25 protein-coding genes and 1 pseudogene are annotated in these 26,540 nt (G+C 63.7%); 10 read left to right on the top strand and 16 right to left on the bottom strand.

Annotated elements, in window-relative coordinates:
- Positions 1–31: 31 nt before the first annotated feature.
- Positions 32–397 (top strand): VOC family protein, encoded by a 366-nt coding sequence (locus tag NKI70_RS00385; RefSeq protein WP_352569213.1) that lies wholly within the window; start codon positions 32–34, stop codon positions 395–397.
- Entirely contained in the window at positions 325–903 is a 579-nt protein-coding gene (locus NKI70_RS33940; RefSeq protein WP_502897618.1) for a GFA family protein, read from the top strand. Before NKI70_RS00385 ends, NKI70_RS33940 begins: the two co-directional genes overlap by 73 nt.
- A 178-nt stretch (positions 904–1,081) precedes the next feature.
- Here NKI70_RS33940 and NKI70_RS00380 read toward each other — a convergent pair whose 3' ends face one another.
- The 5 genes and pseudogenes from NKI70_RS00380 to NKI70_RS00360 form a co-directional block, all read right to left on the bottom strand.
- A complete protein-coding gene (locus NKI70_RS00380; protein WP_352634590.1) occupies positions 1,082–1,732 on the bottom strand; it encodes an SGNH/GDSL hydrolase family protein in 651 nt (216 codons plus the stop codon).
- Positions 1,660–2,607, bottom strand: a complete 948-nt coding sequence (locus NKI70_RS00375; RefSeq protein WP_352569211.1) for a sigma-70 family RNA polymerase sigma factor — start codon at positions 2,605–2,607, stop codon at positions 1,660–1,662. Before NKI70_RS00375 ends, NKI70_RS00380 begins: the two co-directional genes overlap by 73 nt.
- A 19-nt stretch (positions 2,608–2,626) precedes the next feature.
- Positions 2,627–3,559 (bottom strand): alpha/beta hydrolase, encoded by a 933-nt coding sequence (locus NKI70_RS00370; protein ID WP_352569210.1) that lies wholly within the window; start codon positions 3,557–3,559, stop codon positions 2,627–2,629.
- Between the two features lie 333 nt (positions 3,560–3,892).
- Positions 3,893–4,852, bottom strand: a pseudogene (gene guaA, locus NKI70_RS00365) (glutamine-hydrolyzing GMP synthase); the annotation flags it as partial.
- 14 nt (positions 4,853–4,866) lie between these two features.
- Complete coding sequence (locus tag NKI70_RS00360; RefSeq protein WP_023680913.1) at positions 4,867–5,295, bottom strand: MerR family transcriptional regulator; 429 nt, start codon at positions 5,293–5,295, stop codon at positions 4,867–4,869.
- Between the two features lie 84 nt (positions 5,296–5,379).
- Here NKI70_RS00360 and NKI70_RS00355 point away from each other — a divergent pair, with 84 nt between their 5' ends.
- Genes NKI70_RS00355 through merBA form a run of 4 tightly spaced genes read left to right on the top strand, consistent with a single transcriptional unit; the run spans position 5,380 to position 8,649 of the window.
- Entirely contained in the window at positions 5,380–5,805 is a 426-nt protein-coding gene (locus tag NKI70_RS00355; RefSeq protein ID WP_031213451.1) for a mercuric transporter MerT family protein, read from the top strand.
- A gap of 18 nt (positions 5,806–5,823) precedes the next feature.
- A complete protein-coding gene (locus tag NKI70_RS00350) occupies positions 5,824–6,117 on the top strand; it encodes a cation transporter (protein WP_023680911.1) in 294 nt (97 codons plus the stop codon).
- 1 nt (position 6,118) lies between these two features.
- On the top strand, positions 6,119–6,367 hold the full coding sequence (locus NKI70_RS00345) for a mercury transport protein (protein ID WP_352649143.1): 249 nt from the start codon (positions 6,119–6,121) through the stop codon (positions 6,365–6,367).
- On the top strand, positions 6,364–8,649 hold the full coding sequence (gene merBA, locus NKI70_RS00340) for a bifunctional organomercurial lyase/mercury(II) reductase MerBA (protein WP_352698035.1): 2,286 nt from the start codon (positions 6,364–6,366) through the stop codon (positions 8,647–8,649). The genes NKI70_RS00345 and merBA overlap by 4 nt, the downstream gene beginning before the upstream one ends.
- Before the next feature lie 231 nt (positions 8,650–8,880).
- On the opposite strand, the gene guaA (NKI70_RS00335) is transcribed toward merBA, so the two are convergent.
- A complete protein-coding gene (guaA, locus tag NKI70_RS00335; RefSeq protein WP_352634594.1) occupies positions 8,881–10,443 on the bottom strand; it encodes a glutamine-hydrolyzing GMP synthase in 1,563 nt (520 codons plus the stop codon).
- 55 nt (positions 10,444–10,498) lie between these two features.
- A complete protein-coding gene (locus tag NKI70_RS00330) occupies positions 10,499–11,032 on the bottom strand; it encodes a MarR family winged helix-turn-helix transcriptional regulator (protein WP_245274715.1) in 534 nt (177 codons plus the stop codon).
- Between the two features lie 71 nt (positions 11,033–11,103).
- Between NKI70_RS00330 and NKI70_RS00325 the strand changes: the two genes are divergently transcribed.
- Entirely contained in the window at positions 11,104–11,430 is a 327-nt protein-coding gene (locus tag NKI70_RS00325) for a hypothetical protein (protein WP_023677142.1), read from the top strand.
- On the opposite strand, the gene NKI70_RS00320 is transcribed toward NKI70_RS00325, so the two are convergent.
- From NKI70_RS00320 to NKI70_RS00310, 3 genes are all read right to left on the bottom strand, one after another.
- Positions 11,402–12,076 carry a 5'-methylthioadenosine/S-adenosylhomocysteine nucleosidase gene (locus NKI70_RS00320; protein WP_352634597.1) on the bottom strand — a complete coding sequence of 225 codons (675 nt, stop codon included), beginning with the start codon at positions 12,074–12,076 and terminating at the stop codon, positions 11,402–11,404. The two genes, NKI70_RS00325 and NKI70_RS00320, sit on opposite strands and share 29 nt — an antisense overlap.
- 27 nt (positions 12,077–12,103) lie before the next feature.
- Positions 12,104–12,562: a PaaI family thioesterase gene (locus NKI70_RS00315; RefSeq protein ID WP_023677140.1), complete on the bottom strand. Its 459-nt coding sequence runs from the start codon at positions 12,560–12,562 to the stop codon at positions 12,104–12,106.
- Positions 12,563–12,687: 125 nt separating this feature from the next.
- Positions 12,688–13,977 (bottom strand): RsmB/NOP family class I SAM-dependent RNA methyltransferase, encoded by a 1,290-nt coding sequence (locus NKI70_RS00310; RefSeq protein WP_352571592.1) that lies wholly within the window; start codon positions 13,975–13,977, stop codon positions 12,688–12,690.
- A 345-nt stretch (positions 13,978–14,322) separates the two neighbouring features.
- Here NKI70_RS00310 and NKI70_RS00305 point away from each other — a divergent pair, with 345 nt between their 5' ends.
- Positions 14,323–15,000 carry an MIP family channel protein gene (locus NKI70_RS00305; RefSeq protein ID WP_352641539.1) on the top strand — a complete coding sequence of 226 codons (678 nt, stop codon included), beginning with the start codon at positions 14,323–14,325 and terminating at the stop codon, positions 14,998–15,000.
- 79 nt (positions 15,001–15,079) lie between these two features.
- Here NKI70_RS00305 and katG read toward each other — a convergent pair whose 3' ends face one another.
- Complete coding sequence (katG, locus tag NKI70_RS00300) at positions 15,080–17,278, bottom strand: catalase/peroxidase HPI (RefSeq protein ID WP_352698038.1); 2,199 nt, start codon at positions 17,276–17,278, stop codon at positions 15,080–15,082.
- Between the two features lie 147 nt (positions 17,279–17,425).
- Here katG and NKI70_RS00295 point away from each other — a divergent pair, with 147 nt between their 5' ends.
- Positions 17,426–18,334, top strand: coding sequence for a hydrogen peroxide-inducible genes activator (locus NKI70_RS00295; RefSeq protein ID WP_352698040.1), 909 nt, complete (start codon positions 17,426–17,428; stop codon positions 18,332–18,334).
- Between the two features lie 59 nt (positions 18,335–18,393).
- Here NKI70_RS00295 and NKI70_RS00290 read toward each other — a convergent pair whose 3' ends face one another.
- Positions 18,394–18,996: a cupin gene (locus tag NKI70_RS00290; RefSeq protein ID WP_352698042.1), complete on the bottom strand. Its 603-nt coding sequence runs from the start codon at positions 18,994–18,996 to the stop codon at positions 18,394–18,396.
- A gap of 415 nt (positions 18,997–19,411) precedes the next feature.
- Between NKI70_RS00290 and NKI70_RS00285 the strand changes: the two genes are divergently transcribed.
- Complete coding sequence (locus NKI70_RS00285; protein WP_352593740.1) at positions 19,412–20,053, top strand: peroxiredoxin-like family protein; 642 nt, start codon at positions 19,412–19,414, stop codon at positions 20,051–20,053.
- Here NKI70_RS00285 and NKI70_RS00280 read toward each other — a convergent pair.
- The 4 genes from NKI70_RS00280 to NKI70_RS00265 all read right to left on the bottom strand — a co-directional run bounded on the left by NKI70_RS00280 (position 19,989) and on the right by NKI70_RS00265 (position 26,506).
- Positions 19,989–20,309 carry a hypothetical protein gene (locus NKI70_RS00280; protein ID WP_352723964.1) on the bottom strand — a complete coding sequence of 107 codons (321 nt, stop codon included), beginning with the start codon at positions 20,307–20,309 and terminating at the stop codon, positions 19,989–19,991. The genes NKI70_RS00285 and NKI70_RS00280 overlap by 65 nt on opposite strands.
- Before the next feature lie 155 nt (positions 20,310–20,464).
- Complete coding sequence (locus tag NKI70_RS00275) at positions 20,465–23,668, bottom strand: efflux RND transporter permease subunit (RefSeq protein WP_352577564.1); 3,204 nt, start codon at positions 23,666–23,668, stop codon at positions 20,465–20,467.
- Positions 23,665–24,771 (bottom strand): efflux RND transporter periplasmic adaptor subunit, encoded by a 1,107-nt coding sequence (locus NKI70_RS00270; RefSeq protein WP_051406143.1) that lies wholly within the window; start codon positions 24,769–24,771, stop codon positions 23,665–23,667. The genes NKI70_RS00275 and NKI70_RS00270 overlap by 4 nt, the downstream gene beginning before the upstream one ends.
- A gap of 631 nt (positions 24,772–25,402) precedes the next feature.
- On the bottom strand, positions 25,403–26,506 hold the full coding sequence (locus tag NKI70_RS00265; protein WP_352698044.1) for a calcium:cation antiporter: 1,104 nt from the start codon (positions 26,504–26,506) through the stop codon (positions 25,403–25,405).
- Positions 26,507–26,540 lie beyond the last annotated feature (34 nt).

Here is a 26,540-nt window from a genome sequence, read left to right as displayed (position 1 = left end):
TGGACCGAGATGCAATGGGGAGAGATCGACAATGCACATCCAGTTCGCGGAGCTTCCGGTGTTCGACCAGGAACGCGCCAAGGCGTTCTGCATCGATCACCTGAACTGCCGCGTCGTCGCCGATCAGCCAATGGGCAATGATGGGTGGCGATGGATCGAACTCGGATTTCCAGGTGCCGAAACCACCCTCCACTTCCTAAGGCGCAAGGACGAAACACCATCTGAGGGGCCCGTCCTCGTGCTGGTTGACAACGAAATCGAAGTCACCGTTCAGAGACTCAAATCGCGAGGCGCCGAGATCATAGCAGAACCGCGCCCCGCGCCATGGCAACCGGGGCGCACGATCGCGGAATTTCGGGACAGCGAGGGCAATCGCATGATGATCACCAGCAGATGACGCACTCACCTATCATGACCGCAACTTGCTCTTGCGGTGGCGTCGAACTCAAAGCCTTTGGCAGGCCGATCGTGAGCAGTGCCTGCTACTGCGACGACTGCCGGAAGGGAGCTGATCAGATCGAAGCTTTGCCAGGTGCTGGCGCCATACGCGATCCCGATGGCGGCACCGCATACATCCTCTATCGAAAGGACCGCATCGAGTGCTCCAAGGGGGCCGAATTGCTGAGGGGTTACAAGCTTAAGGAAACTTCAGCCACGAATAGGGTCATCGCCATGTGCTGCAATTCAGCGATGTTAATGAACTTCGATAGAGGTCCGCATTGGGTCTCGGCATACAGAGCGCGGTTTCACGGAGAACTCCCGCCACTGCAGCTGCGGATTTGCACTAAGTTCAAGTCGGACAGCGATGTCATTCCTGACGACGTGCCGAGCCACCGGGGTTATCCTCTAGGGTTCGTCGTTAAACTTTTGGCATCGCGCGTGGCGATGTTGCTAGGTCGATAAACCGGCCGCCAGCCTGCGCGATAAGACATTCAGATAGGTGCGCAAATCGGATACAGCCTTGCCGCTCAGGGTTCAGGCCTGAACGAATTTCTGTAGGCGATCCGCCACGATCAGCCCTGCCCGGCTGTTCAAGTGCACGCCGTCGGTGTGAAATAGCCAGCCATTTACGCGGGCGACATCATCCGGACGCTGCCGCAGCACCAGTACGCGAAAAGCATCGCGATAGAATGGAAGAAAGTTGAACGCCGTGTAGGCCCGGCCAGGGCGAGGCGCGAACCGCCTCGGTGAGCGCCTCATGGAGCGGGACATAGCCGCAGCGTTCCTCGTGCGCGATGGCCGCCACGATCGCAGAATATTCCTTGATCCGCCGGTTGAACTCGCTCTGGAACGGGTCGTCCGAATCCGGCGCTTCTCCTATCGGAGGGAGCGAGCAAAGGCCGATGTCCGCCGCCGTCTCGCGCTTCAGCCTGCGTGCTATCTCGGCCAGATTCTCGTGGAACCAATCGGGCGAAGGCGTGCGGGGCAGACGCTTCCAAAACGTAAAGAACCGCCGCACTTTGCGTGACACGAGCGTGAGAACATCATTCCCGCCGACCCAGACGATGACCTTGTCGGGACGACAGGCGAGCACATCCGGCAACCGCTGCAGCGCGTTGTAGGCCAAGTCGCCGCCGACGCCAAAATTCCGGAACTCAAATTGCCCGTTGCCCGGCCGCCGGCGGAGCTCCGCCAGGCCAGAAGTGAGAAATCGTCGCCTTATGCTCTTCCCAAAACGGCTGGCCCAGTCATGAGTTTCAGGTCGGATTCCGCGGCGTTTTCCAACATCCATGGGCAGGCATAATAATCTTCGATGCGATCGATGACGCGACCGGCGACATGGACACGAACCGGCCACGCGACCTGCCACCGGTCGCCTCGCTGGAAGAGCACGATCAGGACAGGCTGTCCGTCGATCGCCCCCAACTCCATGGTCCACGTCTCCGGGTTTCGCTCGTATTCGACGAAATAGGGAGAACTTCTGAGCAGGCCGTCGAAGCAGTCGGCGACCCGCAACCGAGCATCGGCGCTGGTGAGGCTCCGCACGCCATCCCAGTCATGGCGGTTGAAGAGGTCAACATAGCGCTGCAAGAGCCGCGCGGTGTCGGGATCAAGCGGACGGTTCGGTTCACCGGCAGGTTCAGGGGGCAAGTCGGCGAGCTTCGCCCGTCCGCGGGAGAGCGCGGATTTGACGCCCCCAACCGTCGAGTCCACGAGTTCTGCGGTCTCTTCCAGCGAATAGTCGAACACGTCCTTCAGGAGGATGCAGGCGCGCTCCTTGGGCGGCAAGCGGCCAACCAGCCGTTCGATGGCGCGGCGTGCATCGGTCGCTGCCGGCTCTGCAGAGACAACGCCGACGTCGTCCGAATAGGCGTGCTCCGCGCGCTCGCGCACATCGCGTCGCCTCAGAAAGTCGATGCAGCGATTGTGAGCGATGCGAAACAGCCAGGGCTTCAGCCGGCGGGCATCGTCGAGGGTCTCAATCTTCGTGTAGGCCTCGAACAGCGTCTCCTGCACGAGATCCTCACCGTCGAGGCGTGAGCCCGTCATGCGGGCGCAGTAGCGATGCAGTTGGGCGCGGACGCCTGACACCGTCTCGAGGAAGGCGCGATATCGCGCATCGAACAGGCCGGTCGGTCGCTCGGGCATGTCCTTCAGCTGCCACATCTTGGTTTCAATTTGCCAGTCATGCGACCTCCTGACCTTCAGCGCGTATTGCCGCGGTTGCGGCCAGACCAAGCTTGGGGCGAACCCATTGTGCCAACCGCGCGATCGCGTCGTCGGCTTCGGGAGCGCGGCCGGCCATCATCTGGAACGAGTGCAGCATCCCCGGAAATACGTCTAAGCGCACCTCGACGCCGGCGGCCTTTGCACGCTCGGCGAGCGCTCGGCTGTCGTCGAGCAGGGTTTCCTCTTCGCCCGCCTGCAAATAGATCGGCGGCAGGCCCTTGAGATCGGCAAAGATCGGGCTGGCCAAGGGATGTCGGATATCGACCTCACCGAGGACTTGCGACGCGAGCATGTCCACGCTGGCCTTCTGGAAGAAGGCGTCCTTCTCACGGTTCGCTTCGTAGGAGAGTCCGCTCGCGGACATATCATGCCAGCCGGAGATACTGAGGATCGCCGCCGGCAGCGGACGTCCGGCGTCGCGGCGCTTAATCGAGGCCGCGAGGATCAGGCCCGCGCCAGCGGAATCGCCTGCAGCTATGGTGTGCTTCGGCGCGACACCCTGCTCGAGCAGCCATTCGAACGCGGTCAGGGTCTGCTCGATCTGGCGCGGAAACTTGCTCTGGAAAACGTAGTCGTACGTAGCGAGCAGAGCGTAACAGCCGATCGCCTTAGCAAGGTGTCCGACCATCTTGCGATGGGTCCAGATCGATCCGCCAACATAACCACCGCCGTGCGCGTAGAGCATGACCCGATCCTTGGCCGCCAGTTTTGGCTGAACCCACAGCGCGGTCGTGTCGCCGAGGGTCGTCTCGACGTAATCGACGCCGCCCGGTTCTGCCGTCAAAACGGACCACTCGGATGCTTCCTGTGGCGATTCTCGACCGCTGCGAAAAGCCTCCGCGAGCGTTTCGTAGTGTATCTTGTTCGCTAGGCTCTGCTTGCTGTTCATTTGTCACGCTCCAATTCGTCCAGGAGGGCGATGTCAAGGATGACCGTGCCCATGAACAGCTAAGACGGATGAACCCAGCGAAAGGATACGTGGCCGGCAGATGCAACGCCTCGCCGGTGGCAGTTGCCGCGGACCCCGGTTGTCAAACCCAGCAAGGCTAGGCTGCTCCACCCTTCTCTGTGGGACGTTCGTTCCAGACATTCGCCGATCGGCCAGATGCTTCGTCTATGCCGTCGCCGGGTGGCCGGGGGCTGGGACTATTGACTATTATCGCCGAGCCAACATCGCCTTAAACATGCTGGTCTATCCTCTTCTACTCCGCAGTACTCCTCGTCACTCCCACTCGATGGTGCCTGGCGGCTTGCTCGTCACGTCGTAGACCACGCGGTTGATGCCGCGTACCTCGTTGATGATGCGGGTGGCGGCTGCTCCCAGGAATGCCATGTCGTAATGGTAGAAGTCGGCCGTCATGCCGTCGACCGAGGTGACGGCGCGCAGCGCGCAGACGAACTCGTAGGTGCGGCCGTCGCCCATCACGCCGACGGTCTGCACCGGCAGCAGCACGGCGAAGGCCTGCCAGATGGCGTCGTAGAGGCCGGCCTTGCGGATCTCGTCGAGATAGATGGCGTCGGCCTCGCGCAGGATCTCCAGCTTTTCGCGGGTGATGCCGCCCGGACAGCGGATGGCGAGACCGGGACCGGGGAACGGATGCCGGCCAATGAAGCTGTCGGGCAGGCCGAGCTCCTTGCCGAGCGCCCTCACCTCGTCCTTGAACAATTCGCGCAGCGGCTCGACCAGCTGCATGTTCATGCGTTCGGGCAAGCCACCGACATTGTGATGCGACTTGATGGTCACCGACGGGCCGCCGCTGAAAGAGACGCTTTCGATGACGTCGGGATAGAGGGTGCCTTGTGCCAGGAAATCGGCGCCGCCGAGCTTCTCGGCCTCCTCCTCGAACACTTCGATGAACAGCCGCCCGATGGTCTTGCGCTTCTTCTCGGGGTCCGACTCGCCCTCGAGCGCGCCGATGAAACGGTCCGAAGCGTCGACCAGGATCAGCGGCAGATTGTAATGCTGGCGAAACATCTCCACCACGCCTGATGCCTCGTCCTTGCGCATCAGACCGTGGTCGACAAGGATGCAGGTGAGCTGGTCGCCGACCGCCTCATGGATCAGCAAGGCCGCGACCGAGGAATCAACGCCGCCCGACAGCGCGCAGATCACCTTGCCCTTGCCGACCTGTTTGCGGATCGTCTCGACCGCGTGCTCGCGGTAGGCGCGCATCGTCCAGTCGCCTTCGGACGCACTTATGCGGTAGTTCGCTCCTGGAACAGCGTCTCGATCAGCGGGCACTCCGGCAACGTGCCGTCAGCGCATTGCGCGACCACCTCCTTCAGCATGCGCTCCATCCGTTTGAGGTCAGCGATTTTCGTCCGCACGTCCTTAAGATGGGCGGCGGCCACATCTCTTGCCTCGCCGCAAGGCCGATCGCGTTCATCCACGAGGCGCAGCAGTTCGCGGATTTCATCGAGGGAAAAGCCTAGCTCTCGCGCGCGTAGCACGAAGCAAAGGCGCCGCTCGTGCATGGTGTCGTAGCTGCGATAGCCGCTCGTCGTACGCGGCGGCTCGGGCAGAAGGCCGACCTTCTCGTAATAGCGCACGGTCTCCAGATTGCAGCCCGTACGCTGCGCGAGCTCGGCCCGTTGCAGGCCCTTCACCGCGGCATGATCGCGCATCGCAAAATCCCTCTTGACCCTGTAGTGACTACAGACCGCATGCTACGGCACGCTTGGGATTTCGGCAAGGAAGAGAGGCCGGACATGGTTGCATCGCGATCCGGAACAACGGCGGCCCAAACTGCCGCTGCAGACTTGTCTGCCTCTGAACGAGGCGACGCCGGGCGGCAGCGTCTGATCGCCGTGGGCGGCATTCTCGGCGCACTCGCGGCTTCCTCCTGCTGCATCGTGCCGCTGCTTCTGTTCAGCCTTGGCATCGGCGGGGCCTGGATCGGCAATCTGACGGCGCTCGCGCCTTACAAGCCATTCTTCGTCGCCGGCACGGCAAGCCTTCTCGGATGCGGCTTCTACCTCGTCTACTGGAAGCCCAGGCGAGCCTGCGCCGATGACGCCGCTTGCGCGCGCCCGATCCCTAGCCGCTTCGTTCAACTCGCGCTCTGGATCGCGACGGTGCTCGTATTGGCCGCCTTCGCCTTCGACTACATCGCCCCGCTGCTGCTCGGCGCCTGAGACAAAGGAGTTTCATCCATGACCAAGTATTTGAGCGCGCTCGCCCTGATCGGCTCCGTTATCGTGGCTCCGGCCGCGTGGGCTGGCGAGCGCACCGTCACCTTCGCTGTCGACAACATGACCTGCGCCTCATGTCCCTACATCGTGCAGAGCTCAATGGCGGCGGTCCCCGGCGTTGCGAAGGTCGCCGTCTCCTTCGAAGCCAAGACCGCGACCGTGACCTTCGACGACGCTAAGACGAACCCGGATACTATCGCGACCGCTAGCATGAATGCCGGCTATCCGGCCCATCCGACACAGCAGGGCAGTTGAGATGAGCGACCGCGCCCTGGTCCGCGCCGGCGTGGCCGGCGCCATCCTCGCCGCGATCTGCTGCGCGGCGCCGCTCCTCGCCGTGGGTCTGCCCCTGGCCGGCCTTGGCGCGTGGTTGGCAGGCGCCGGTCTGGTGGTGCTTCCCCTGATCGGCGCGAGCCTCGGCCTCGTCGCGTGGGGCGTCCATTATCGCCGGGCACAAGCCGCGGGCTGCGAGAAGAAGATTCACAAGGAAAGCATGAAGCAATGAACGATTGCTGCGCATCCTCCTCGCCCCAGGGCAAGCTTGCAGCTTCCGCATCCGCGACACCGCCGAGCTACACCGTGCGGCCCGGCGTGACGTTTCCGGACTGGTCTGTGGTCACATCTCCCCTCGTCAAAGACGCACTGCTGGCCATGAACGATGTTCTGCGGATCATGGCTGGACCCAACCAACCCGCCGATCGTTGGAGCGACCGCGACCGTCTCGTGGATCGAGTTCGCGTTGCGCTGCTTAAGCTCTACGCCGAGGCAGGGCGAGCACCTACCCAAAGTGCGATTGCCAAGCGCGCGGGGCTGAGCGAGACGACCGTTCAGCCGCAGCTCGAAGAACTCCAACGTCGTGACCTCGTCGTGCTCAACGGCGATCGGATCGTCGGAGCCTATCCCTTTACCGACCGGGATGCGGACCATCAGGTCACCTTGGACGGACGCGTCGTTAACGCCATGTGCGCAGTGGACGCGCTCGGCATCGGCGCCATGACCGGTCGCGACATCGCGATTGCATCGCGCTGCCGCCATTGTGGTGCGCCAATTCGGATCAGCACACGGGATCAAGGTAGGATGCTGGCTCGCGTTGAACCGAAGACGTCCGTTATGTGGCAAAGTGTCCATTACGAAGGCGCGTGCGCGGCGAACTCGCTGTGCGCGACGACCGCGTTCTTCTGTTCGGAAGACCATCTCTCCGCCTGGCGCCGCGAGCGTACCGCGGACGAGCCTGGTTTTCGGCTGTCGATCGAGGAAGGACTGGAGGCGGGTCGCGCTCTCTTCGGACCCAGCCTCGCTGGCCTCGAGATGGCACCACACGCGTCGGTCCGCGCGGCGTTGAAGAGCGCTGCAGCAACAGACCGCCCCTTCCGCGCGAACGGTCGCAATGGTGGCGCCTACGATCTCGTCGTCATCGGCGCCGGCTCAGCCGGCTTCTCGGCTTCGATCACCGCCGCCGATCAGGGTGCGCAAGTCGCCCTCATCGGCCACGGCACCATCGGCGGCACTTGCGTCAATATCGGTTGCGTCCCATCGAAGACGCTGATCCGCGCTGCCGAGACACTTCACAACGCTCGCGTGGCAGCACGTTTCGCCGGCATCGCGGCCGAGGCCGAGCTGACGGACTGGCGCGGAACCGTCCGCCAGAAGGACGCGCTGGTTTCCGATCTGCGCCAGGCCAAGTACATTGACCTGCTGCCGGCCTATAACGGCATCGCCTATCGCGAGGGCGCGGCGCGGCTCGTGGAAGGTGGTGTCGAGGTAGACGGCGGGCGCATTCCCGCTGGCAAGATCATAATCGCGACCGGCGCGCGACCGGCGGTGCCCGCCATCCCTGGCATCGAGACCGTACGCTATCTGGCCAGCACGACCGCGCTCGATCTTGAGGAGCTACCACGATCGTTGCTCGTCATCGGAGGCGGCTACATCGGGGCGGAACTCGCCCAGATGTTCGCCCGCGCCGGCGTCAAGGTGACGCTCGTTTGCCGGTCTCGGCTGCTCCCCGAGGCCGAGCCCGAGATCGGCGCGGCCCTGACGGGGTATTTCGAGGACGAAGGGATCACCGTGGTCTCTGGCATCGCCTACCGTGCTATCCGCGGGACCGAGAACGGCATTGTGCTCGACGTTTCCATCGACTGCCACGATACGACGATCGACGCCGATCAGGTGCTGATCACTACCGGTCGCACGCCCAACATCGAAGACCTTGGGCTCGCCGAGCACGGCATCGTGCTCTCACCGAAAGGCGGCATTGTCGTTGATGACCGCATGCGCACCTCCGGGGCCGGCATCTATGCTGCCGGCGATGTCACCGGCCGCGACCAGTTCGTCTACATGGCCGCCTATGGTGCCAAGCTTGCTGCCAAGAATGCGCTCAACGGCGACAGCCTGCGCTACGACAACAGCGCCATGCCTGCCATCGTTTTCACCGACCCGCAAGTGGCGAGCGTGGGCCTCACCGAGGCCGCGGCCCGTGCCGCCGGACATGCCGTCCGTGTCTCGACGATCGGTCTCGAGCGGGTGCCGCGCGCACTCGCCGCTCGCGACACCCGTGGGCTCATCAAGCTCGTGGCCGATGCCAGCAGTGGCCGGTTGCTCGGCGCGCATATTCTCGCGCCGGAAGGAGCCGACAGTATCCAGACCGCGGCGCTGGCGATCCGGCAAGGCCTCAATGTCGAGGATCTCGCCGATGCGATCTTTCCGTATTTAACCACTGTCGAGGGCTTGAAGCTCGCGGCACTCGGCTTTGCCAAGGACGTCGCCAAGTTGTCGTGCTGCGCTGGCTAGGATTGCGTTCATTTTCCGATTGCGACGCCAGCTGCGCCGATCTCCAGCGAACCGCCGAATTGTACGCTCCAGCACGCCAATATACTCCGCCGACCACACCTCTCTTTACTTTTCGAGAAAGCGCCATCAAATCACACGAGGAATATCCTGAGTCATTGGAGGTCGCTCAAGAGTGCCACGAAGACTTGTCGTAACTACTTCAAACTACGCTATTGCCGCCATTTGTATCCGTCACTCCCACTCAATTGTGCCTGGCGGTTTGCTCGTCACGTCGTAGACGACGCGGTTGATGCCGCGTACCTCGTTGATGATGCGGGTGGCGGCTGCTCCCAGGAATGCCATGTCGTAATGGTAGAAGTCGGCCGTCATGCCGTCGACCGAGGTGACGGCGCGCAGCGCGCAGACGAACTCGTAGGTGCGGCCGTCGCCCATCACGCCGACGGTCTGCACCGGCAGCAGCACGGCGAAGGCCTGCCAGATGGCGTCGTAGAGTCCGGCCTTGCGGATCTCGTCGAGATAGATGGCGTCGGCCTCGCGCAGGATCTCCAGCTTTTCGCGGGTGATGCCGCCCGGACAGCGGATGGCGAGACCGGGACCGGGGAACGGATGCCGGCCAATGAAGCTGTCGGGCAGGCCGAGCTCCTTGCCGAGCGCCCTCACCTCGTCCTTGAACAATTCGCGCAGCGGCTCGACCAGCTGCATGTTCATGCGTTCGGGCAAGCCGCCGACATTGTGATGCGACTTGATGGTCACCGACGGGCCGCCGCTGAAAGAGACGCTTTCGATGACGTCGGGATAGAGGGTGCCTTGTGCCAGGAAATCGGCGCCGCCGAGCTTCTCGGCCTCCTCCTCGAACACTTCGATGAACAGCCGCCCGATGGTCTTGCGCTTCTTCTCGGGGTCCGACTCGCCCTCGAGCGCGCCGATGAAACGGTCCGCAGCGTCGACCAGGATCAGCGGCAGATTGTAATGCTGGCGAAACATCTCCACCACGCCTGATGCCTCGTCCTTGCGCATCAGACCGTGGTCGACAAGGATGCAGGTGAGCTGGTCGCCGACCGCCTCGTGGATCAGCAAGGCCGCGACCGAGGAATCGACGCCGCCCGACAGCGCGCAGATCACCTTGCCCTTGCCGACCTGTTTGCGGATCGTCTCGACCGCGTGCTCGCGGTAGGCGCGCATCGTCCAGTCGCCTTCGATGCCGGCGATGTTGTGGACGAAGTTGCGGAGCAGCCTGGCGCCGTCCGGCGTATGCACCACTTCGGGGTGGAACATGAGGCCGTACATTTTGCGTTCGACATTGCCGAAGATAGCGAAGGGCGAGCCCTCCGATTTTCCGAGCACCTCGAACCCCTTGGGCAGGGAGATGACGCGGTCGCCATGGCTCATCCACACCTGGTGGCGCTGGCCGGGCGCCCACAGGCCGTCGAACAACGGGCTGTCCTTGGCGATCTCGACGAAGGCGCGGCCGAATTCGCGGTGGTCGGAGCTTTCGGCGACGCCGCCCATCTGCACGCACATCGCCATCTGGCCATAGCAGATGCCGAGCACCGGCACGCCGGCGTCGAAGACGATCTGCGGCGCGCGCGGACTGCCGATGTCGCCGGTCGAGGCCGGGCCGCCGGACAGGATCACCGCCTTCGGATTGACGCGCTTGAACGCCGCCTCGGCCGACTGGAAGGGCACGATCTCGGAAAAGACGCCGGCCTCGCGGATGCGGCGGGCGATCAGCTGGGTGAACTGGCTGCCGAAATCGACAATCAGGACGGTGTCGGGATGATTGGCTGTTTTCATGGCGAGCGTTTAGAGAAAGAAACGAGTCGGCGCAATGGGTTGTGAGGTCGCGCTTTCACTTCGATTCCGGTGTGTCGTCCTGAACGCCAGAGGCTTTGTCCAATGCATCCGTTTGCGTTGTATCGAGCGACTGCAAGGCGCCCATCAGCGCCGCGAAACGCTCGTGACCAAGGCGGGCAACATAGCTCCGTTCGATCTGCAGCTTGATGCGGTCGCCATCGCGCAGGGCGTCCAGGCCCTTGCGGGTGTAGCGCACAAGCTTGCCGCGACCGTCTTGCGGATCGGGCAGACGCTGCAACACACCTTCCGTCTCCAGGCCATCGAGCAATTGCTGAATCGCCTGCTTTGAGATCGCCGAGCGCTCGATCAGCGCCGACTGGCGCATGCCGCCGCGCGGGATGTGTCCAAGCAGGCCGGCACGCGCTTCGGTGAACCAGTGATGGCCGGCAGCGCGCATCGCAGCGGCGAACTCGGTCTGCCAGGCGCGGCTCGCCTGCCACAGCCGCCAACCTATGTGATCCGGCAGCGCTTCAGGTTTTTCGTCAAGGCCCTTGACCAAATTCTTCTCGCCCGATACATAGTCAAGCATCTTGACTACTAGTTCACTCTAAGTGGCGATGCCGGTCAAGGCAATCGGCGACTTCAATTCAGGAGGAAATCATGGCAGCACTTCAGAAGGAAACCCTTGCAATGCTCATTCCGGGCATGACCCATGTGTTGGAACGAAACGGCAAGGAGGCTTACGTCTATTTTGAAAGCGAGGGTGCCGCGCACATGCTGCTCGACGATGGCGAGGCGCGAAGCGGGCGCTGGCGGATGCTCGATGACGGTTATGTCGCCGACTGGGACACCGGCGCGACCGGACGCTGGACCCTCGATCACGAGCCCGGGTCAGTCACTTACATCAATCGCGACAACGCCGTTCGCTTCAGGATGATCGGCGTGCTGTTCGGCAACGCTAAGAAGCTGCCGCCCCAACAAGCTTGAAGTCGATCGCGCCCGAGGCGATCGCCTGTTCCAGCAGTTGCACCGCCGCGGCCAGCTTCTCGTCGATGACGTGCAGATATTCGGTCCAGTCGCCGACATGCCTCAGATCGGCTGCCCCGTCGGAAATGCCGCGCAGGCCGATAAGCGGCACGTCGAACAGCTGGCAGGCGCGCAGGCAGGCGAAGGTCTCCATATCGACCATGTCGGCGGCGATCGCGTCGTAGGCGGCGCCGGAGACGATTGCCGCCCCGGTCGACAGCGTCGCCTGTCTGACGCCTGGTATCCTGAACGGCAGCGGCACGCTGACAGGCAGGTCGAGGAACGGCGTGGCGCCCTTCTCGAACCCGAGGGGCGAGGCGTCCATGTCGCGGTAGGCGACTGAAACGGCCTGGTAGATTTCCGTCTGCTCCAGCGTCCGGCTGCCCGCCGACCCGAGCGACACGACGAGATCGGGCAGCGCCATCCCGGCATGCAGCCGGGATAGTTCGGCGCTGAGTCCGACGCCGGCCTCGACCGGTCCGACGCCGGTCAGCAGCGGCGTGAACAGCCGCTGCAGGTGTGGACCGTATTCGGCTTCGGCCGCCATGACGAAGAGAACGGATTTGCCGGAGATCGGGGTGAGCTCACCAGGTGTCTTGCCGGCCATGATCGTCCATCCTCCCCTGCCCGTTCCTCAGCCCTCGATGCCGTCGCGGCCGAGCACTGTCATCATCGTTCCGGTCATCGTGGCGATCAGCTTGGCCTCGCCGTCGACGGCGAACGCATAGGCCTGGCCGTCGGCGACGATGATGGTGCGGCCGGGCTTGGTAACCGAGCCGCGAAACAGGAAACGCTCGCCCCTGCCCGGCGCCAGCAGATTGACCTTGAACTCGATGGTCAGCACGCCGGAATTTTCCGGCATCAGCGAGAATGCCGCATAGCCGCAGGCCGAGTCGAGAGCCGTCGAAATGACGCCGGCATGGAGAAAGCCGTGCTGCTGCGTCAATGCCGCAGAATAGGGCATTTCGATCTCGATGATGCCGGGCGTCACCAGCGTCAGCTCGGCGCCAATCGTCATCATCGCGTTCTGGCGCGCGAAGGACGTCCTGACGCGGTCCTCGTAATCGGGAGCAGGAACGATCTTTGCTGCCATGGCCGTCGCCCTTCGTTTCTCGACAAATCTTATTGCAAAGGCATTTATCGCAGAGGGGTGGGCGGCAGGCAATCGCAAATGCTGCACTGCAGCATTCGGCTTAGCCCTGTATCGATGGCAACGATTCAGCCGGCCCGCCGCAGCGCGCAGAAGTAAAAGCCGTCGGTGCCGCTCAGCAACGGCGACAGCGAAATGCCGCCCGCAGCGCCTATCCGCATTGCCGCTTCGTGGCCCGCAAAACGGCTGTCCCAAAGCTGGCGGTGATCGAGCGGGACAAAACCGGGATGGCGGTCCCGGAAGGCCGAAACCTGGTCGCCATTCTCCTCGTCGAACACCGAACAGGTGATGTAGACCAGCAGGCCGCCGGGTTTGACGAAGTCCCTGGCGGCATCGAGTATCGTCTCCTGCTCGCCCTTGCGGGCGTCGAGCTGTCTTTGCGTCAGCCGCCATTTGGCATCCGGCCGGCGCCGCCAGGTGCCGCTGCCGGTGCAGGGCGCATCGATCAGGACGATGTCCATATGCTTGCCGAGCGGCGCGAGTTCGGCCGGCTTGGTGACGATCTGCACATTGCGGTTTTCCGAGCGGCGGATGCGGTCGAAGATCGGCGCCAGCCTTGCCTTCTCCGCATCGTGAGCGAAGATCTGGCCTCGATTATCCATCGCCGCGGACAGCGCCAGCGTCTTGCCGCCGGCGCCGGCGCAAAAGTCGAGCACCTGCATTCCAGGCTCGGCGCCGGCCAGTTCAGCCGCAATCTGCGAACCCTCGTCCTGGACCTCGAACCAGCCTTTCTGGAAGGCCGGCTCGGCCTGCACGTTCGGGTGCCTGCCGTCGCCTTCGATCGGCGGGATGCGGATACCGTGCGGCGCGATCCGGGCAGGCTTGGCGCCGGTCTCCGCCAGTTCCGCCAGCACCTTGCCGCGATCGGCCTTCAGCGTGTTGACCCTGAGGTCGAGCGGCGGGCGTGTCGCCAGCGCGGCACCCTCTTCCACCCAGGCCGTGCCGAACGCCCGTTCGAACAGCGGCATGCACCAGTCGGGGATGTCTGCCCTGACGGCCGGCGGCGCATCGGCAAGCCGGCGACCGCCGAGCGTTGTCAGTTCGTCGGCGGTAAGCAGCGGCGGCGCGAACTTGTCGCCCTCGAGCGCCTCGTTCAGCGACTGCGCCGTCTGGCCCCATTCGAGCAGCAGCGCGCCGAAGCCGATGGCGCGCGGCGTGTCCTCGCCGAGCAGCCAGCCTGCGGAGCGCTTGCGGCGCAGCGCGTCGTAGACGATGTTGCCGATCGCGGCACGGTCGCCGCCACCGGCGAAGCGGTGCGACAGGCCCCAGTCCTTCAGCGCATCGGCCACCGGCCGGTGACGCCGGCCAATATCGTCAAGCACTTCGATGGCTGCCGCCAGCCGCCCGCCCAGTCTCATTGTCGTCTTCCATTACTCAGCAAATTAATTCCGGCCCTGCTCTTAGAGCTTTTCGTGCCCTGATTGAAACAGTTCTGTTTCGCCGACGGCGAGACGATCCATGCGGAGGGGTGACGAATGTGGGTTGGTGCATAGCGAGCCGCGGCCACCAGGCGGGCGCCGGCATGCGGAACGAAACAATTCGATCAATATATTACACGTTTCTAATGTGCATGTCCGGCGCTCACAAGCATAGCGGCTTGCGCAACTGCTCTGCTTTGCAAGTTTTGCGGTTGCGAATACTCTTTGCGCGGTGATTCGCGTCGCAGAAAAAGCGGAGCCGCGGGTCGATACGAGGAGAGGGCAATGAAAACTTATCTGGCGGAAGTTCTAGGCACGTTTCTATTGGTGTTCATCGGCACGGCTTCGGTGGTGACGGGCGGCTTCGGCGGCGCGCTGCCGCTTGGCCAGGAAGGCATCGGTCTGGCGTTCGGCATCGGCCTGATCGCGGCGGCCTATGCGATCGGCCCGATTTCCGGCGCCCATCTCAATCCGGCGGTGACGCTCGGTGTGTTCCTCGCCGGGCGGATGCCGGCCAGGGACGTCATTCCCTACTGGATCGCGCAGATCATCGGCGCCATCATCGCGTCGTTGGCGCTGTGGATCATCGTCTCCGGACAGGTCGGCGGTCACACCGGCGGCTTCGGCGCCAATGGCTGGGATGTGACGAAATGGGGCGTCAGCTCGGCCTTCCTGTGGGAGCTGATCGGCACCTTCACCTTCGTCACGGTGATCCTCGGCGTCACCAACGCCAAGCACACCACGGCCTTCGCCGGCCTGGTCATCGGCCTGACGCTGGCGGGCCTGCATTTCGCCATCATCCCGGTGACCGGCACGTCGCTCAACCCGGCCCGTTCGATCGGACCGGCGCTGTTTTCGGGAACTGCGGCGATCGGCCAGCTCTGGCTGTTCATCGTCGCGCCGCTGATCGGCGGCGCCATTGCCGGCGTGGTCGCCAAGGCCGGTATCTTCGAGAAAGACTGACTTTTCGGAAGCCCAACGAAAAAGGCGCGGGTCGAGACCCGCGCCCTTTTTGTTGCGTCGAGAAATTCGTATGCCCGGATCAGGCCGCGAGGTCAAAACGGTCGGCGTTCATCACCTTGGTCCAGGCGGCGGCGAAATCCCTGACGAACTTCTGCCCGGCGTCGGCCGATCCGTAGACCTCGGCAAGCGCACGCAATTGCGCGTGCGAGCCGAAGATCAGGTCGGCGCGGGTGCCGGTCCACTTGACCGCCCTGGTCTTGCGGTCGCGTGCTTCGTAGACTTCATCGGACCCGGCGGCCGGATCCCAGACCGTGTTCATGGAGAGCAGATTGACGAAGAAATCGTTGGTCAACGTGCCCGGCCTGTCGGTGAACACGCCGTGCTTCGACTGACCGCTGTTGGCGCCGAGCACCCGCAACCCGCCGACGAGCACCGTCATCTCCGGCGCCGTCAAGGTCAGCAGCTGCGCCCGGTCGACCAGCATCGCTTCGACCGACATCGGCGGCTTACCCCTGACATAATTGCGGAAGCCATCGACTTTCGGCTCGAGCGCGGCGAAGGACTGGACGTCGGTCTGTTCCTGTGAAGCGTCCATGCGGCCCGGCGTGAACGGCACCCCCACGTCATGGCCGCCGTCCTTGGCCGCCTTCTCGACCGCGGCGACGCCGCCGAGAACGATCAGGTCGGCAAGCGAGATCTTCTTGCCGCCGGACTGCGAGTTATTGAAGCCCTTCTGGATGCCTTCGAGTGTCTCGAGCACCTTGGCCAGCTGCGCCGGCTGGTTGACCTCCCAATCCTTCTGCGGGGCCAGGCGGATGCGGGCGCCGTTGGCGCCGCCGCGCTTGTCGGAGCCGCGGAAAGTCGAGGCCGAGGCCCAGGCGGTCGAGACCAGTTCGGAAACGGACAGGCCGGAGGCCAGGATCTTCGCCTTCAGCGAGGCGATGTCCTGTTCGCTGACCAGCTCGTGGTCGATTGCCGGTATCGGGTCCTGCCAGATCAGCTCTTCCTTCGGCACGAGCGGCCCGAGATAGCGGACGGCCGGACCCATGTCGCGATGGGTCAGCTTGAACCAGGCGCGCGCGAAGGCATCGGCGAACTGATCAGGATTCTGATGGAAGCGCCGCGAGATCTTCTCGTAGGCCGGGTCGACGCGCAGCGCGAGGTCGGTGGTCAGCATCGCCGGCGCGCGGCGCTTCGACGGATCGTGCGCGTCCGGTACGGTGCCTGCACCGGCGCCGCCCTTCGGCGTCCACTGATGGGCGCCGGCCGGGCTCTTGGTCAGCTCCCATTCGTAGTTGAACAGATTGTCGAAGAAATTGTTGCTCCATTTGGTCGGCGTCGTGGTCCAGGTCACCTCGAGACCCGAGGTGATGGCGTCGCCGGCAATGCCGGTGGCATGCTTGCTCGACCAGCCGAGGCCCTGCGCCTCGATGCCGGCGCCTTCCGGCTCCGCCCCGACCAGCGATGCATCACCGGCGCCGTGGGTCTTGCCGAAGGTGTGACCGCCGGCGATGAGCGCCACGGTTTCCTCGTCGTTCATGGCCATGCGGGCGAAGGTCTCGCGGATATCGCGCGCCGCGGCCAATGGATCGGGCGTGCCGTTCGGCCCTTCCGGGTTGACGTAGATCAGCCCCATCTGCACGGCGCCGAGATGGCCGTGAAGTTCGCGGTCGCCGGAATAGCGCTCGTCGGCGAGCCACTTGGTTTCCGATCCCCAGTCGACGTCCTGCTCCGGCTCCCAGACATCGGCGCGGCCGCCGGCGAAGCCGAACGTCTTGAAGCCCATCGATTCCAGCGCGACGTTGCCGGTGAGGATCAACAGGTCGGCCCAGGAGATTTTCCTGCCGTATTTCTGCTTGACCGGCCACAGCAGCCGGCGCGCCTTGTCGAGATTGGCGTTGTCCGGCCAGCTGTTGAGTGGCGCGAAACGCTGCTGGCCGGCGCCGGCGCCGCCACGGCCGTCGCCGATGCGATAGGTGCCGGCGCTGTGCCAGGCCATGCGGATGAAGAGCGGGCCGTAATGACCGAAATCGGCCGGCCACCAATCCTGCGAATCGGTCATCACCTGGTGCAGATCCCTGATCACCGCATCGAGATCGAGGCTCTTGAATTCCTTGGCGTAGTCGAAGTCCTCGTCCATCGGATCCGAGAGGCTGGACTGCTGGTGGAGGACGCCAAGGTCGAGCTGGTTCGGCCACCAGTCGCGGTTGGTCCTGGCGGCCGGTCCATGTGGGACCGGGCATTTGCCGGCGCTATTGTCGTCGGTTTTCGCGTCCATCTTTGCCTCCGATTTGTTGATTTTCCGGGATTTTGTTGATTTTCCGGGCAGGGCCAGCGGCCGCGCCATCTTGGAATGGTTCCAGACTAGCCCGCCCAGCCGATAAAGACAAATTGCCTTTGCTGTTTATTCTGATAGGTTTTCCTTATGATCGGTTTGACCGTCCGGCAGATGCATTATTTCGAGGCGCTGGCGCAGACGCTGCATTTCGGCCGTGCCGCAAAACTCGCCGGCGTCAGCCAGCCGGCGCTGTCTTCGCAGATCGCCGAGATGGAGCTGCGGCTGAATTGCCGTCTGTTCGAGCGCGGCGGCAAGGTGGTGCGGATGACCGACGACGCGCAGGTCCTGCTGCCGCGCATCGAGCGCATTCTTGCCGACGTCCGCGACGTCGAGGCGACGGCCCGGCGCGGCCGCCCGGCGCTGGAAGGCCGCTTCCGGCTCGGCATCATCCCGACGGTAGCGCCCTATCTCCTGCCGCATGTGCTGCCGGAGCTGAAACGGCATTTCCCGGCCTTACAGCTGGAACTGCGCGAAGCCGTGACCGCCTCGCTGGTCGAGGACACCGGCTCGGGGAAGCTCGATGCCTTCGTCGCGGCGCTGCCTCTCGATTACCCAGGCCTGGTTACCGAGGAACTTTTCTCCGACCGGTTCTTCCTGGCCGTGCCGGCCGGCGACCCCGCCTTCGCCTCGCCGCCGGTGCCACCGGAGAGCCCGGCACTGGAGCGGCTGATGCTGCTCGAGGAAGGCCATTGCCTGCGCGAACAGGCGCTCGCCGTCTGCGGCAACGTGCGGCCGGTGGCGATGGCAAGCTATGGCGCGACCAGCCTGACGACGCTGCTGCAGATGGTGGCGCATGGGCTCGGCGTCACGCTCATCCCGGAAATGGCGGCCGGGCCAGCCAGCACTATCCCCGATTTGAAGATCGTGCCGTTCCAGGAACCGATGCCGCAGCGCACGATCTGCCTCGCCTGGCGGCGCAACAAGGTTCGGCACGACGAATGCGTCGAACTGGCGAAGATCATCCGCGGGCTGGATGCGGCGGTGCTGGCAGCGTAGAGCGGCGGGTCAAGGATCCGGTTTTAGCCCCGAAGCCAACCCGCAAGAAAGGAACGGCTTCAATCCTTTTCCCAGGCTGCGAGCAACGGGCCGTTGCTTCCATAGACAGGGTCCTTGCGCGGACGGCCAACCCTGGGGATCGTGACGACTGCCTTGGCATGGTCGGCGGCGGTCGTACACAGGTCATAGGTGCCGGATGGAGGATAGGCGCCGACAACCAGAAAATCGTCGGATGCGAAAAGACGTTGGTGCCCGGTGCCGGCCGGAAGAACCGCGACGTCGCCGGCCTTCAGCGACAGCGTTCGTCCCTTGTTGCCGCCAAAGCGGACCTTGGCCGTGCCGCGCGCAACGCCGAGCGCCTCGTGGATGCGCGAATGGTAGTGGACGTAGCCGTAGATGCCGTTGCGCCAGCTATCGCCCCAGCCATTGGCTTCGAAAAGCGCCTCCATGACGGCCGCCGGATCGAATTCCTCGGGCAGCGTCACGGCGCCGCGATAGACGACAAGCGGCCAGAACGGATGGTTGGGCACAAGGCCATCATCCCGGAACCGAAATTCATTCGCTTTGCGCGGCCGGAGAAGATCGGCGACCTCTCGCCGGCCCGGTCTGGCGGCACTGGTGACCTGCTCGACGGCTTTCTTCGTGGTTTGCAGAATGCTCATGATGCGGCCTTGGATTGGTGGTGGCTTCATGCCGACTTAACCGGCTGCACGGCGCTCGGTTCCGCTGAGGGCAGAGATCTGCGATCTGTGCGGTCGGCATTTGACGTCCGGGCACATGGAAGCCGCCCAAGTTTCAAGGCTTGAACACCGCAAGCATGTGAAGATCCAATCGGTCCCGCCGCTGTGTCGTCCCATGGCACGGATGAGACGATACACTGTTTACCACAGCGCTCGCGACAACTCGCGAAACGGGCGACCCGCAGAGGCTTTTTTCGTGTTATGATGCACCTGCAACGCGCCTAATCTCGACCTCGGCAATATGACAAAGGTCGAAAGCAATTTTTGCCCTGGCGTCGCCCAGCACGGACTCAACCCCCGATGGCTGGGTGTGCTTACCCGGGCGAGGAGGTTGTCCATGTCCACGAGTAATGTCGAACGCCCGCTGCAGCCGGGCGACCGGGCGCCGAATATTATTCTCGATGCGATCTCCCGCGAAGGCAAAATCGCGCTCACTGATTTTCGAGGTCGTAGCCCATTGTTGATCGGCTTGTTTCGAGGCCTGCACTGTGCGTTCTGCCGGCGCAATGTCGCGGCAATGGCGCAACTCAAGCCGGCTCTGGCTGAGAAAGGCGTCGAATGCCTGGCGGTCGTCAATACGCCGGTAGAGCGGGCACGGCTCTATTTCCGTTACCATCCGACACCCGATCTTCTCGCCGCGTCCGACCCGGAGCGGGCCTCGCACCGTGCTTTCGGCTTGCGCGAGATCGGGATGGACAAGGTCATGGGGATCCGTATCGATCTCCCGGGTGAGTTGCCCGAGCCTATGGACCCCATCGCAATAAACGAGTTGCTCAACAAGAAGGAGGGGTATGAGATTACGGAAGCCGATCAGCAGATGATGGCTTCCGCTAAGGAGCTGCTGGTTGGTCAGTTTCTCATCGACCGAGGGGGCATTGTACGCTGGAGCTTCACTGAAGTTCTGGAGGCTGGCCTCAATACCCCCAAGGCGCCGAATCCGGAGGAATTGATGTCAGCGGCTTCCCAAGTTGCACATTAATGGGCTGCGGAAATAGGCGGCTGACAACTCGCTCGACGACCGCGCCCTTCCCGCTCACTACCGGGGAAAGGCCGTCCTGGGTCAAAACCTGAAGATCGTGGATGACCGCTTCGCGCCCGATCTCGGCCGTAGAGATCAGCTTCTCCGCGTCCTGAAAGCAGACATCGCAAGCGAGGACTCCGGAGGTCGCGGTTGCGCCCTCAAGCCCCGCCCGGTCGACCAGATAGAAGATCGCATTGGCCTCGCCGCCCTGCATCGTCTCGCTGAGCTGGATGCGGCTGTTAGGCTGGATCAGACGGAGCAGGGTCTCCGCCGCACCTCGACGCCGAGGTCGCGCAGATCGTGGCCGTTGCCGCGCCGCGCCGATTTTCTGGAGTGATAAGCCGCGCCCGACGCGGCGAATTCGTAACCCTACTCGGCGGCCGTCTCCGATGGCGCCTCTGCCGGCCCCGAAGGCTCGGCCTCGGCACGGGGCTTGCGCCGTGAAAACAGCGACCTGAGCGTGACGTAGAACACCGGCGTCAGGAACAGGCCGACGAAGGTGACGCCGAGCATGCCGGAGAATACCGCGGTGCCGAGCGACTGGCGCATTTCTGCGCCCGGGCCCGTTGCGATCATCAGCGGCACGACGCCGAGGATGAACGAGAAAGCGGTCATCAGGATCGGCCGCAGCCTGAGCCGGCAGGCTTCGACGGCAGCCTCGGCGGCCGACAGCCCGCGTTCCTGCGCCTGCCGCGCGAATTCGACGATCAGGATCGCGTTCTTGGCGGCAAGCCCGATTAGCACGATGAGGCCGATCTGCACGAGGATGTTGTTGTCCAGCCCTCGGAACGACACGCCGAGCAACGCCGCGAGCACGCCGAGCGGCACCACCAGCACAATGGCGAACGGCAGCACCCAGCTTTCATATTGCGCCGCCAGCGCCAGGAACACGAACAACACCGACAGTCCGAAGATATAGACAGCGGCATTGCCGGTGTTGCGCTCCTGATAGGCGAGCTCGGTCCATTCATAGGAGGTACCGGCCGGCAGCGTCTTTGCCGTGATCCCTTCCATCAATGCCAGCGCGTCGCCCGTGGAAACGCCGGGCGCGGCGTTGCCCTGCAACGGCACCGAAACGTACATGTTGTAGCGCTGGACCAGCGCCGGGCCGGTGACGTCGCGGATCTCGACCAACGTGCCGAGCGGAACCAGCGCGCCGGTCGCCGAGCGCACCTTCAGTTTCAAGATGTCGGCGCGATCGAGACGGAACGCCTGGTCGGCCTGCGCCCGCACCTGGTAGACGCGCCCGAAAGCGTTGAAGTCGTTGACGTAGGCGGTGCCCAAATTGATCGACAGCGCCTCGAAGATGTTGGGGATCGGCACGTTCAGGATGCGCGCCTTGTCGCGATCGATCGCCAGGAAGAATTGCGGGCTCGACGCGGAGAACGTGGTGAACACGCCCGTCAGCCCCGGCGTCTTGTTGGCCTTGCCGGCGATTTCGTTGGCAAGCGCCAGGATCTGCCGCATGTCGGCGCTGTTGCGCTCCTGGATCTGCAGCTTGAAGCCGCCGGCATTGCCGACGCCGCGGATCGGCGGCGGCGGCAGTGCGATAATGAAGGCTTCCTTGATGCTTTGCAGGCTGCCGAACAGATTGCCGATGACCTGGGTCGCCGACTGGCCGGCTTTTAGTCGCTCGTCAAACGGCTTGAACCTGGCGAAGATCACGCCCGCGTTGCTGGCGTTGGTGAAGGTCGCGCCGGAGAAGCCGGCGAAGGCGACTGCGTAGTCGACGCCTGGCGTTTTCTGGATGATCTGCGACGCCTGCTGAATGACCGCATCGGTCCTCGACAGCGAAGCGCCGTCCGGCAACTGGATGACGACGATCGCATAGCCCTGGTCAAGCGACGGAATGAAACCGCGCGGCACCGACTGCACCATGTAGACCGTGGCGTAGATGAGGGCCGCGAAAACGGCCAGCATGGCGGCGATCGTTATCCACGAGCCGACCAGCACGCGGATGATGCTCGAATACCAATGGGCGACCCTGTCGAAGCCGCGATTGAAGCCGTCGGCGAGCGCCCGTCCGAACCGCGCCAGGAAAAAGCGCGGCGGCGCCGCCGCGGCGTGATGCGGCTTGAACAGCAGTGCGGCCAGCGCCGGCGAAAGCGTCAGCGAATTGAATGCCGAGATCGCCGTCGACACCGCGATGGTGATCGCAAACTGCAGATAGAACTGCCCAGAAATGCCGGGGATGAAGGCTGTCGGTACGAACACGGCTATCAGCACCAGCGAGATCGCGATGACGGCCGTTCCGACTTCGTCCATGGTCAGGTGCGACGCCGGATTGGGCGCCAGCCCTCTGGCGATATTGCGCTCGACGTTTTCGACCACGACGATCGCATCGTCGACGACGATGCCGATCGCCAGAACTAGGCCGAACAGCGTCAGCATGTTGAGCGAGAAGCCGGCGGCGTAAAGCACCGCCAGCGTGCCGATCAGCGACACGGGGATCGCCACGATCGGCACGATCGCCATGCGCCACGATTGCAGGAAGACGATGATGACGATGATGACCAGCAGCATCGCCTCGAGAATCGTCTTGTAGACCTCCTGGATCGACTCGGCGACGAACTCGGTCGGATTGTAGACGATGTCGTAGCTCAACCCCTTCGGGAAGTCGCGGGAAAGCTCCTTCATCTTGTCCTGGATCTCCGCGGCTGCGGCGAGCGCATTGGTGCCCGGCCGCTGGAAGATGGCGAGCGCCACCGCCGGTTTGCCGTTGAGATAGGAGTTGGTGACGTAATCCTTGGCGCCGAGCTCGATGCGCGCCACGTCCTGCAGCGAGATCAGGCGGCCGTCGTCGGTCGATTTGACGATCACGTATCGGAAGTCGCGTGCGTCGTTGAAGCGGCCTTGCGTGGTGACCGTGTACTGGAACGCCGTGCCGGTGCTGGTCGGCGGCGCGCCGATCGAGCCGCCCGACACCTGGACGTTCTGGTCGCGCAGCGCCTGCACCACATCGCCCGAGGTCATCCCCAGGGCGGACAGTTTTTCCGGATCGAGCCAGATGCGCAGCGAATATTCGCGTTCGCCGAAGATGATGAGGTCGCCGACGCCGTCTAGTCTGAGCAGTATGTCGCGCACCCGCGAGCGGGCGTAGTTCGAGACGTAGAGCTGGTCGTACGTATTGTCGGGCGACAGCATGTGCACGACCATCATCAGGTCGGGCGAGCTCTTGGTGGTGGTGATGCCGAGGCGGCGGACTTCTTCGGGCAGGCGCGGCTCGGCGACCGACACGCGGTTCTGCACCAGCACCTGAGCCTGGTCGAGATCGGTGCCCAGCTTGAAGGTGATGGTCAGCGCCATCGCCCCGTCGCCCGACGAATAGGACGACATGTAGAGCATGCCCTCGACGCCGTTGATCTCCTGCTCGATCGGCGTTGCCACCGTCGCTGCGACCGTCTCGGCGTCAGCACCCGGATACTGCGCGCGAACGACGATGGTCGGCGGCGCGATCTCGGGATATTGCGCGACCGGCAGTTGGGTATAAGCAATCCCGCCGAGGATCAGCAGGACGATCGAAACGACCGATGCGAAGATCGGACGGTCGACGAAGAAATGTGCGAACCTCATTGCTGCAACTCGGCGGTCTCGGCCTTGGGCGGCAACGTCACCATCTCGACCTTCACCTTGGTGCCGGGCCTGGCGTGCATCAGCCCTTTGACGATGATTGTCTCGTCGCCGGTCAGGCCCTGGCGGATGACCCGGTAGCCGTCGAGAAGCGGGCCGGTGCGCACGGGCTTCGCCGACACCATCCCGGCCTCATCCACCAGGAACACGATGCGGCGATCCTGATCGGCGCCGATCGCCTCGTCGGGCACCAGCACGCCGCTATGCGGCAGCGACCCCGGCACGTTGATGCGCCCGAACATGCCTGGCTGGAGAATGCCATCGGCGTTGGGAAACCTTGCACGCACCCGCATGGTGCCGGTCGCGTTGTCGATCCGGTTCTCGGCAAAATCGAGCTTGCCTTTGAATACCGCCTCCGCGCGGTCGGCGACGCGAACTACCACCTCGAGCCCGCCGGCGCCTTCCTGCATGCTGCCGCCGCGCTCCTTCGCGTCGCGGGCATAGCTGAAATACAGGCGCTCATCGACGTCGAAATAGAAGTCGATCGGATCGCGCGTAACGATGGTCGTCAGCAAGGTGGAATCCGGCTGCACGAGGTTGCCGACCGACACCAGCCGGCGGTCGATGCGGCCGGACAAGGGCGCCTTGATCTCAGTGAATTCCATGTTCAGGCTGGCCGTCGTCAGCGCAGCCGTCGCGCCCTGCATCTGCGCCTGCGCCGAAAGGTATTCCCGCCGTCGGTCGTCGACCGTCGCGGTTGAGATATTGCCGGTCTTGGCGAGTTCGTCGGCGCGATCCAGCTGCATCTTGGAGAATTCGAGCAGACTCTTGGCGACGTCCACTTGCGACTTGGCAGCATCATAAGCCGCCTGGTACGGACGCTCGTCGATGGTGAAGAGCAGGTCGCCCTTGTTGACCAGTGCGCCGTCCTGGAAGCTGACCTTGTCCAGATAGCCGCTGACGCGCGAACGGATGGCGACCTGGTCGACGGCTTCGAAGCGCCCGACGAACTCGTCGTCTTCGACGATTTCACGGACCACCGGCTTGGCCGCTGTCACCACGGGTAGCTGCTGGTCCTGCGCAAACGCAGTGCTGCTGAAAGCCATGCCGAGCAGGAATGCCGCCGACACGGCGGCGCGGGGAAGCCGGCCGGCCGATCGACAGGGTCGCCCGCCCGCGTCGCGATGCAATTGCCCATTCTCTGGGGTGTCCATTTGCGTCCTCGCTCGCTGGACCCGGAGGTCGGTTGATCCGCTTCTACGCTCAGGCTTTTCGTCGAGATCAGAGCACTGCAGTGTTGTGCATGGCAACATGATCATTTTCCATGTGGGCTGAAATGTCCACCCTGTGGCTGCCCCGCCACCCGCCACTGGCAACGCAGATCCACCGGGCAGTCCGGGACGCCATTGAGACCGGACGGCTAGACCCGGGAGCAGACCTTGGTCCCGTCGGGCTGAAAGTCCGCAATCCTTCTTCAAACGTTAAAGCCGCCATTCCGCTATCGGCTGCAGATCGAGACGTTCAAGGCCTTGGTGCTAAGCGTCCGCCCACGGCGCAAAGGATACAAATTGGCGCCCACCCCTCAAGCCGTCTTTGCTGTCACCACTCTCAATTCTCGACCATCGCCTCATCCGGAACTTCTGCGGCTTGCCTACTTCGCAACTCGGTGCGGAAACTGATGACCGCTCGTTCGAAAACCTGTCGATAGTGGTTTCCTGGCCCATCCGCCCCACCCCCTCACGGCACAAATATCAAAAACACCCAAGTAAAAAACACCACCAGATGGACCAAGCCGGTCAGGAACGTCGTCCTCTCCGTGCTAAAGCTCACATTGCAGATGAAAAGCGCCAGAACCAAAAGTACCGTGTCGGTCGCCGGCAGGCCCAGGGTCAGGCCTCTTCCGGTTAGCAGGCTGGCGGCGGCGATTGCCGGTATTGTCAAACCGATTGTCGCGCAGGCCGAGCCCATCGCGACGTTCAGGCCGCGCTGCAGCTCGTTGTTGAGTGCGGCACGAACCGCCGAAATGGCCTCCGGCATCAGAACCAGCGCGGCGATCATTGCGCCGACAATGGCGTCGGCCTGCGGCACCTGGTAGGCGACGAGCGCATCTTCGACGCTGGCTGCGACCTGTTCGGCCAGCATGACGATGCCGATCAGCCCGATCAGCAGGAGAACAGCGCCGGCGGCGACGCTTTCGTGAGCGTCGGTTCGCACTGCGGCGCCATGCGCTTGCCCGTCGATGAAATCGTCGCGGTGGCGGACAGTCTGCGCGAACAGAAAACCGGCATAGAGCAGCACTGAAAGCACGCTGACGAAGCCAAGTTGGGCCGCCGAAAACGTGCCGGGATCGGTGGTTCGCGTGTAGGTCGGCAGAATAAGCGTCATGACGCTGAGCGCGACCAGAACCGCCAGATAGGCGCTGGTCCCTTGCCGGACGATCGCCTGCTTGCGATGGCGCCAGCCGCCAAACGTCAGGCACATGCCGACAACACCGGTGGAGGTGATCATCACCGTCGAGAACACGGATTCGCGTGCAAGCGTCGGGTTGTTGGCCCCATGCAGCATGATGGAAACGATGATCGACACTTCGATTGCCGTCACCGCGATGGTCAGCACCAACGTGCCGTACGGCTCGCCTACCCGCCTGGCCACCGCCTCGGCGTGGTCGAGCACCACGAAAATGGTGGTGAACATGATCGCGCTCGACAGCGCGCCGATGAATATCCTGGTGCCCAGCGACCCTTCGTCCACCGACACCCCGCTGGCCCTGACCGCGACAGCTATCGCCAGCGCGGCCAGCGGCATGCCGTAGGAAACCGCCGATCTTGCGAGACCACTCATTGTCACCTTCTTGCCTTCCCGCAAATCCCGTGGA

The sequence above is a fragment of the Mesorhizobium sp. M0500 genome, assembly GCF_040321165.1.
Lineage (GTDB): Bacteria > Pseudomonadota > Alphaproteobacteria > Rhizobiales > Rhizobiaceae > Mesorhizobium.
The sequence above is the reverse complement of the archived record's forward strand: the minus strand, read 5'-3'. Positions and strand labels throughout refer to the sequence as shown.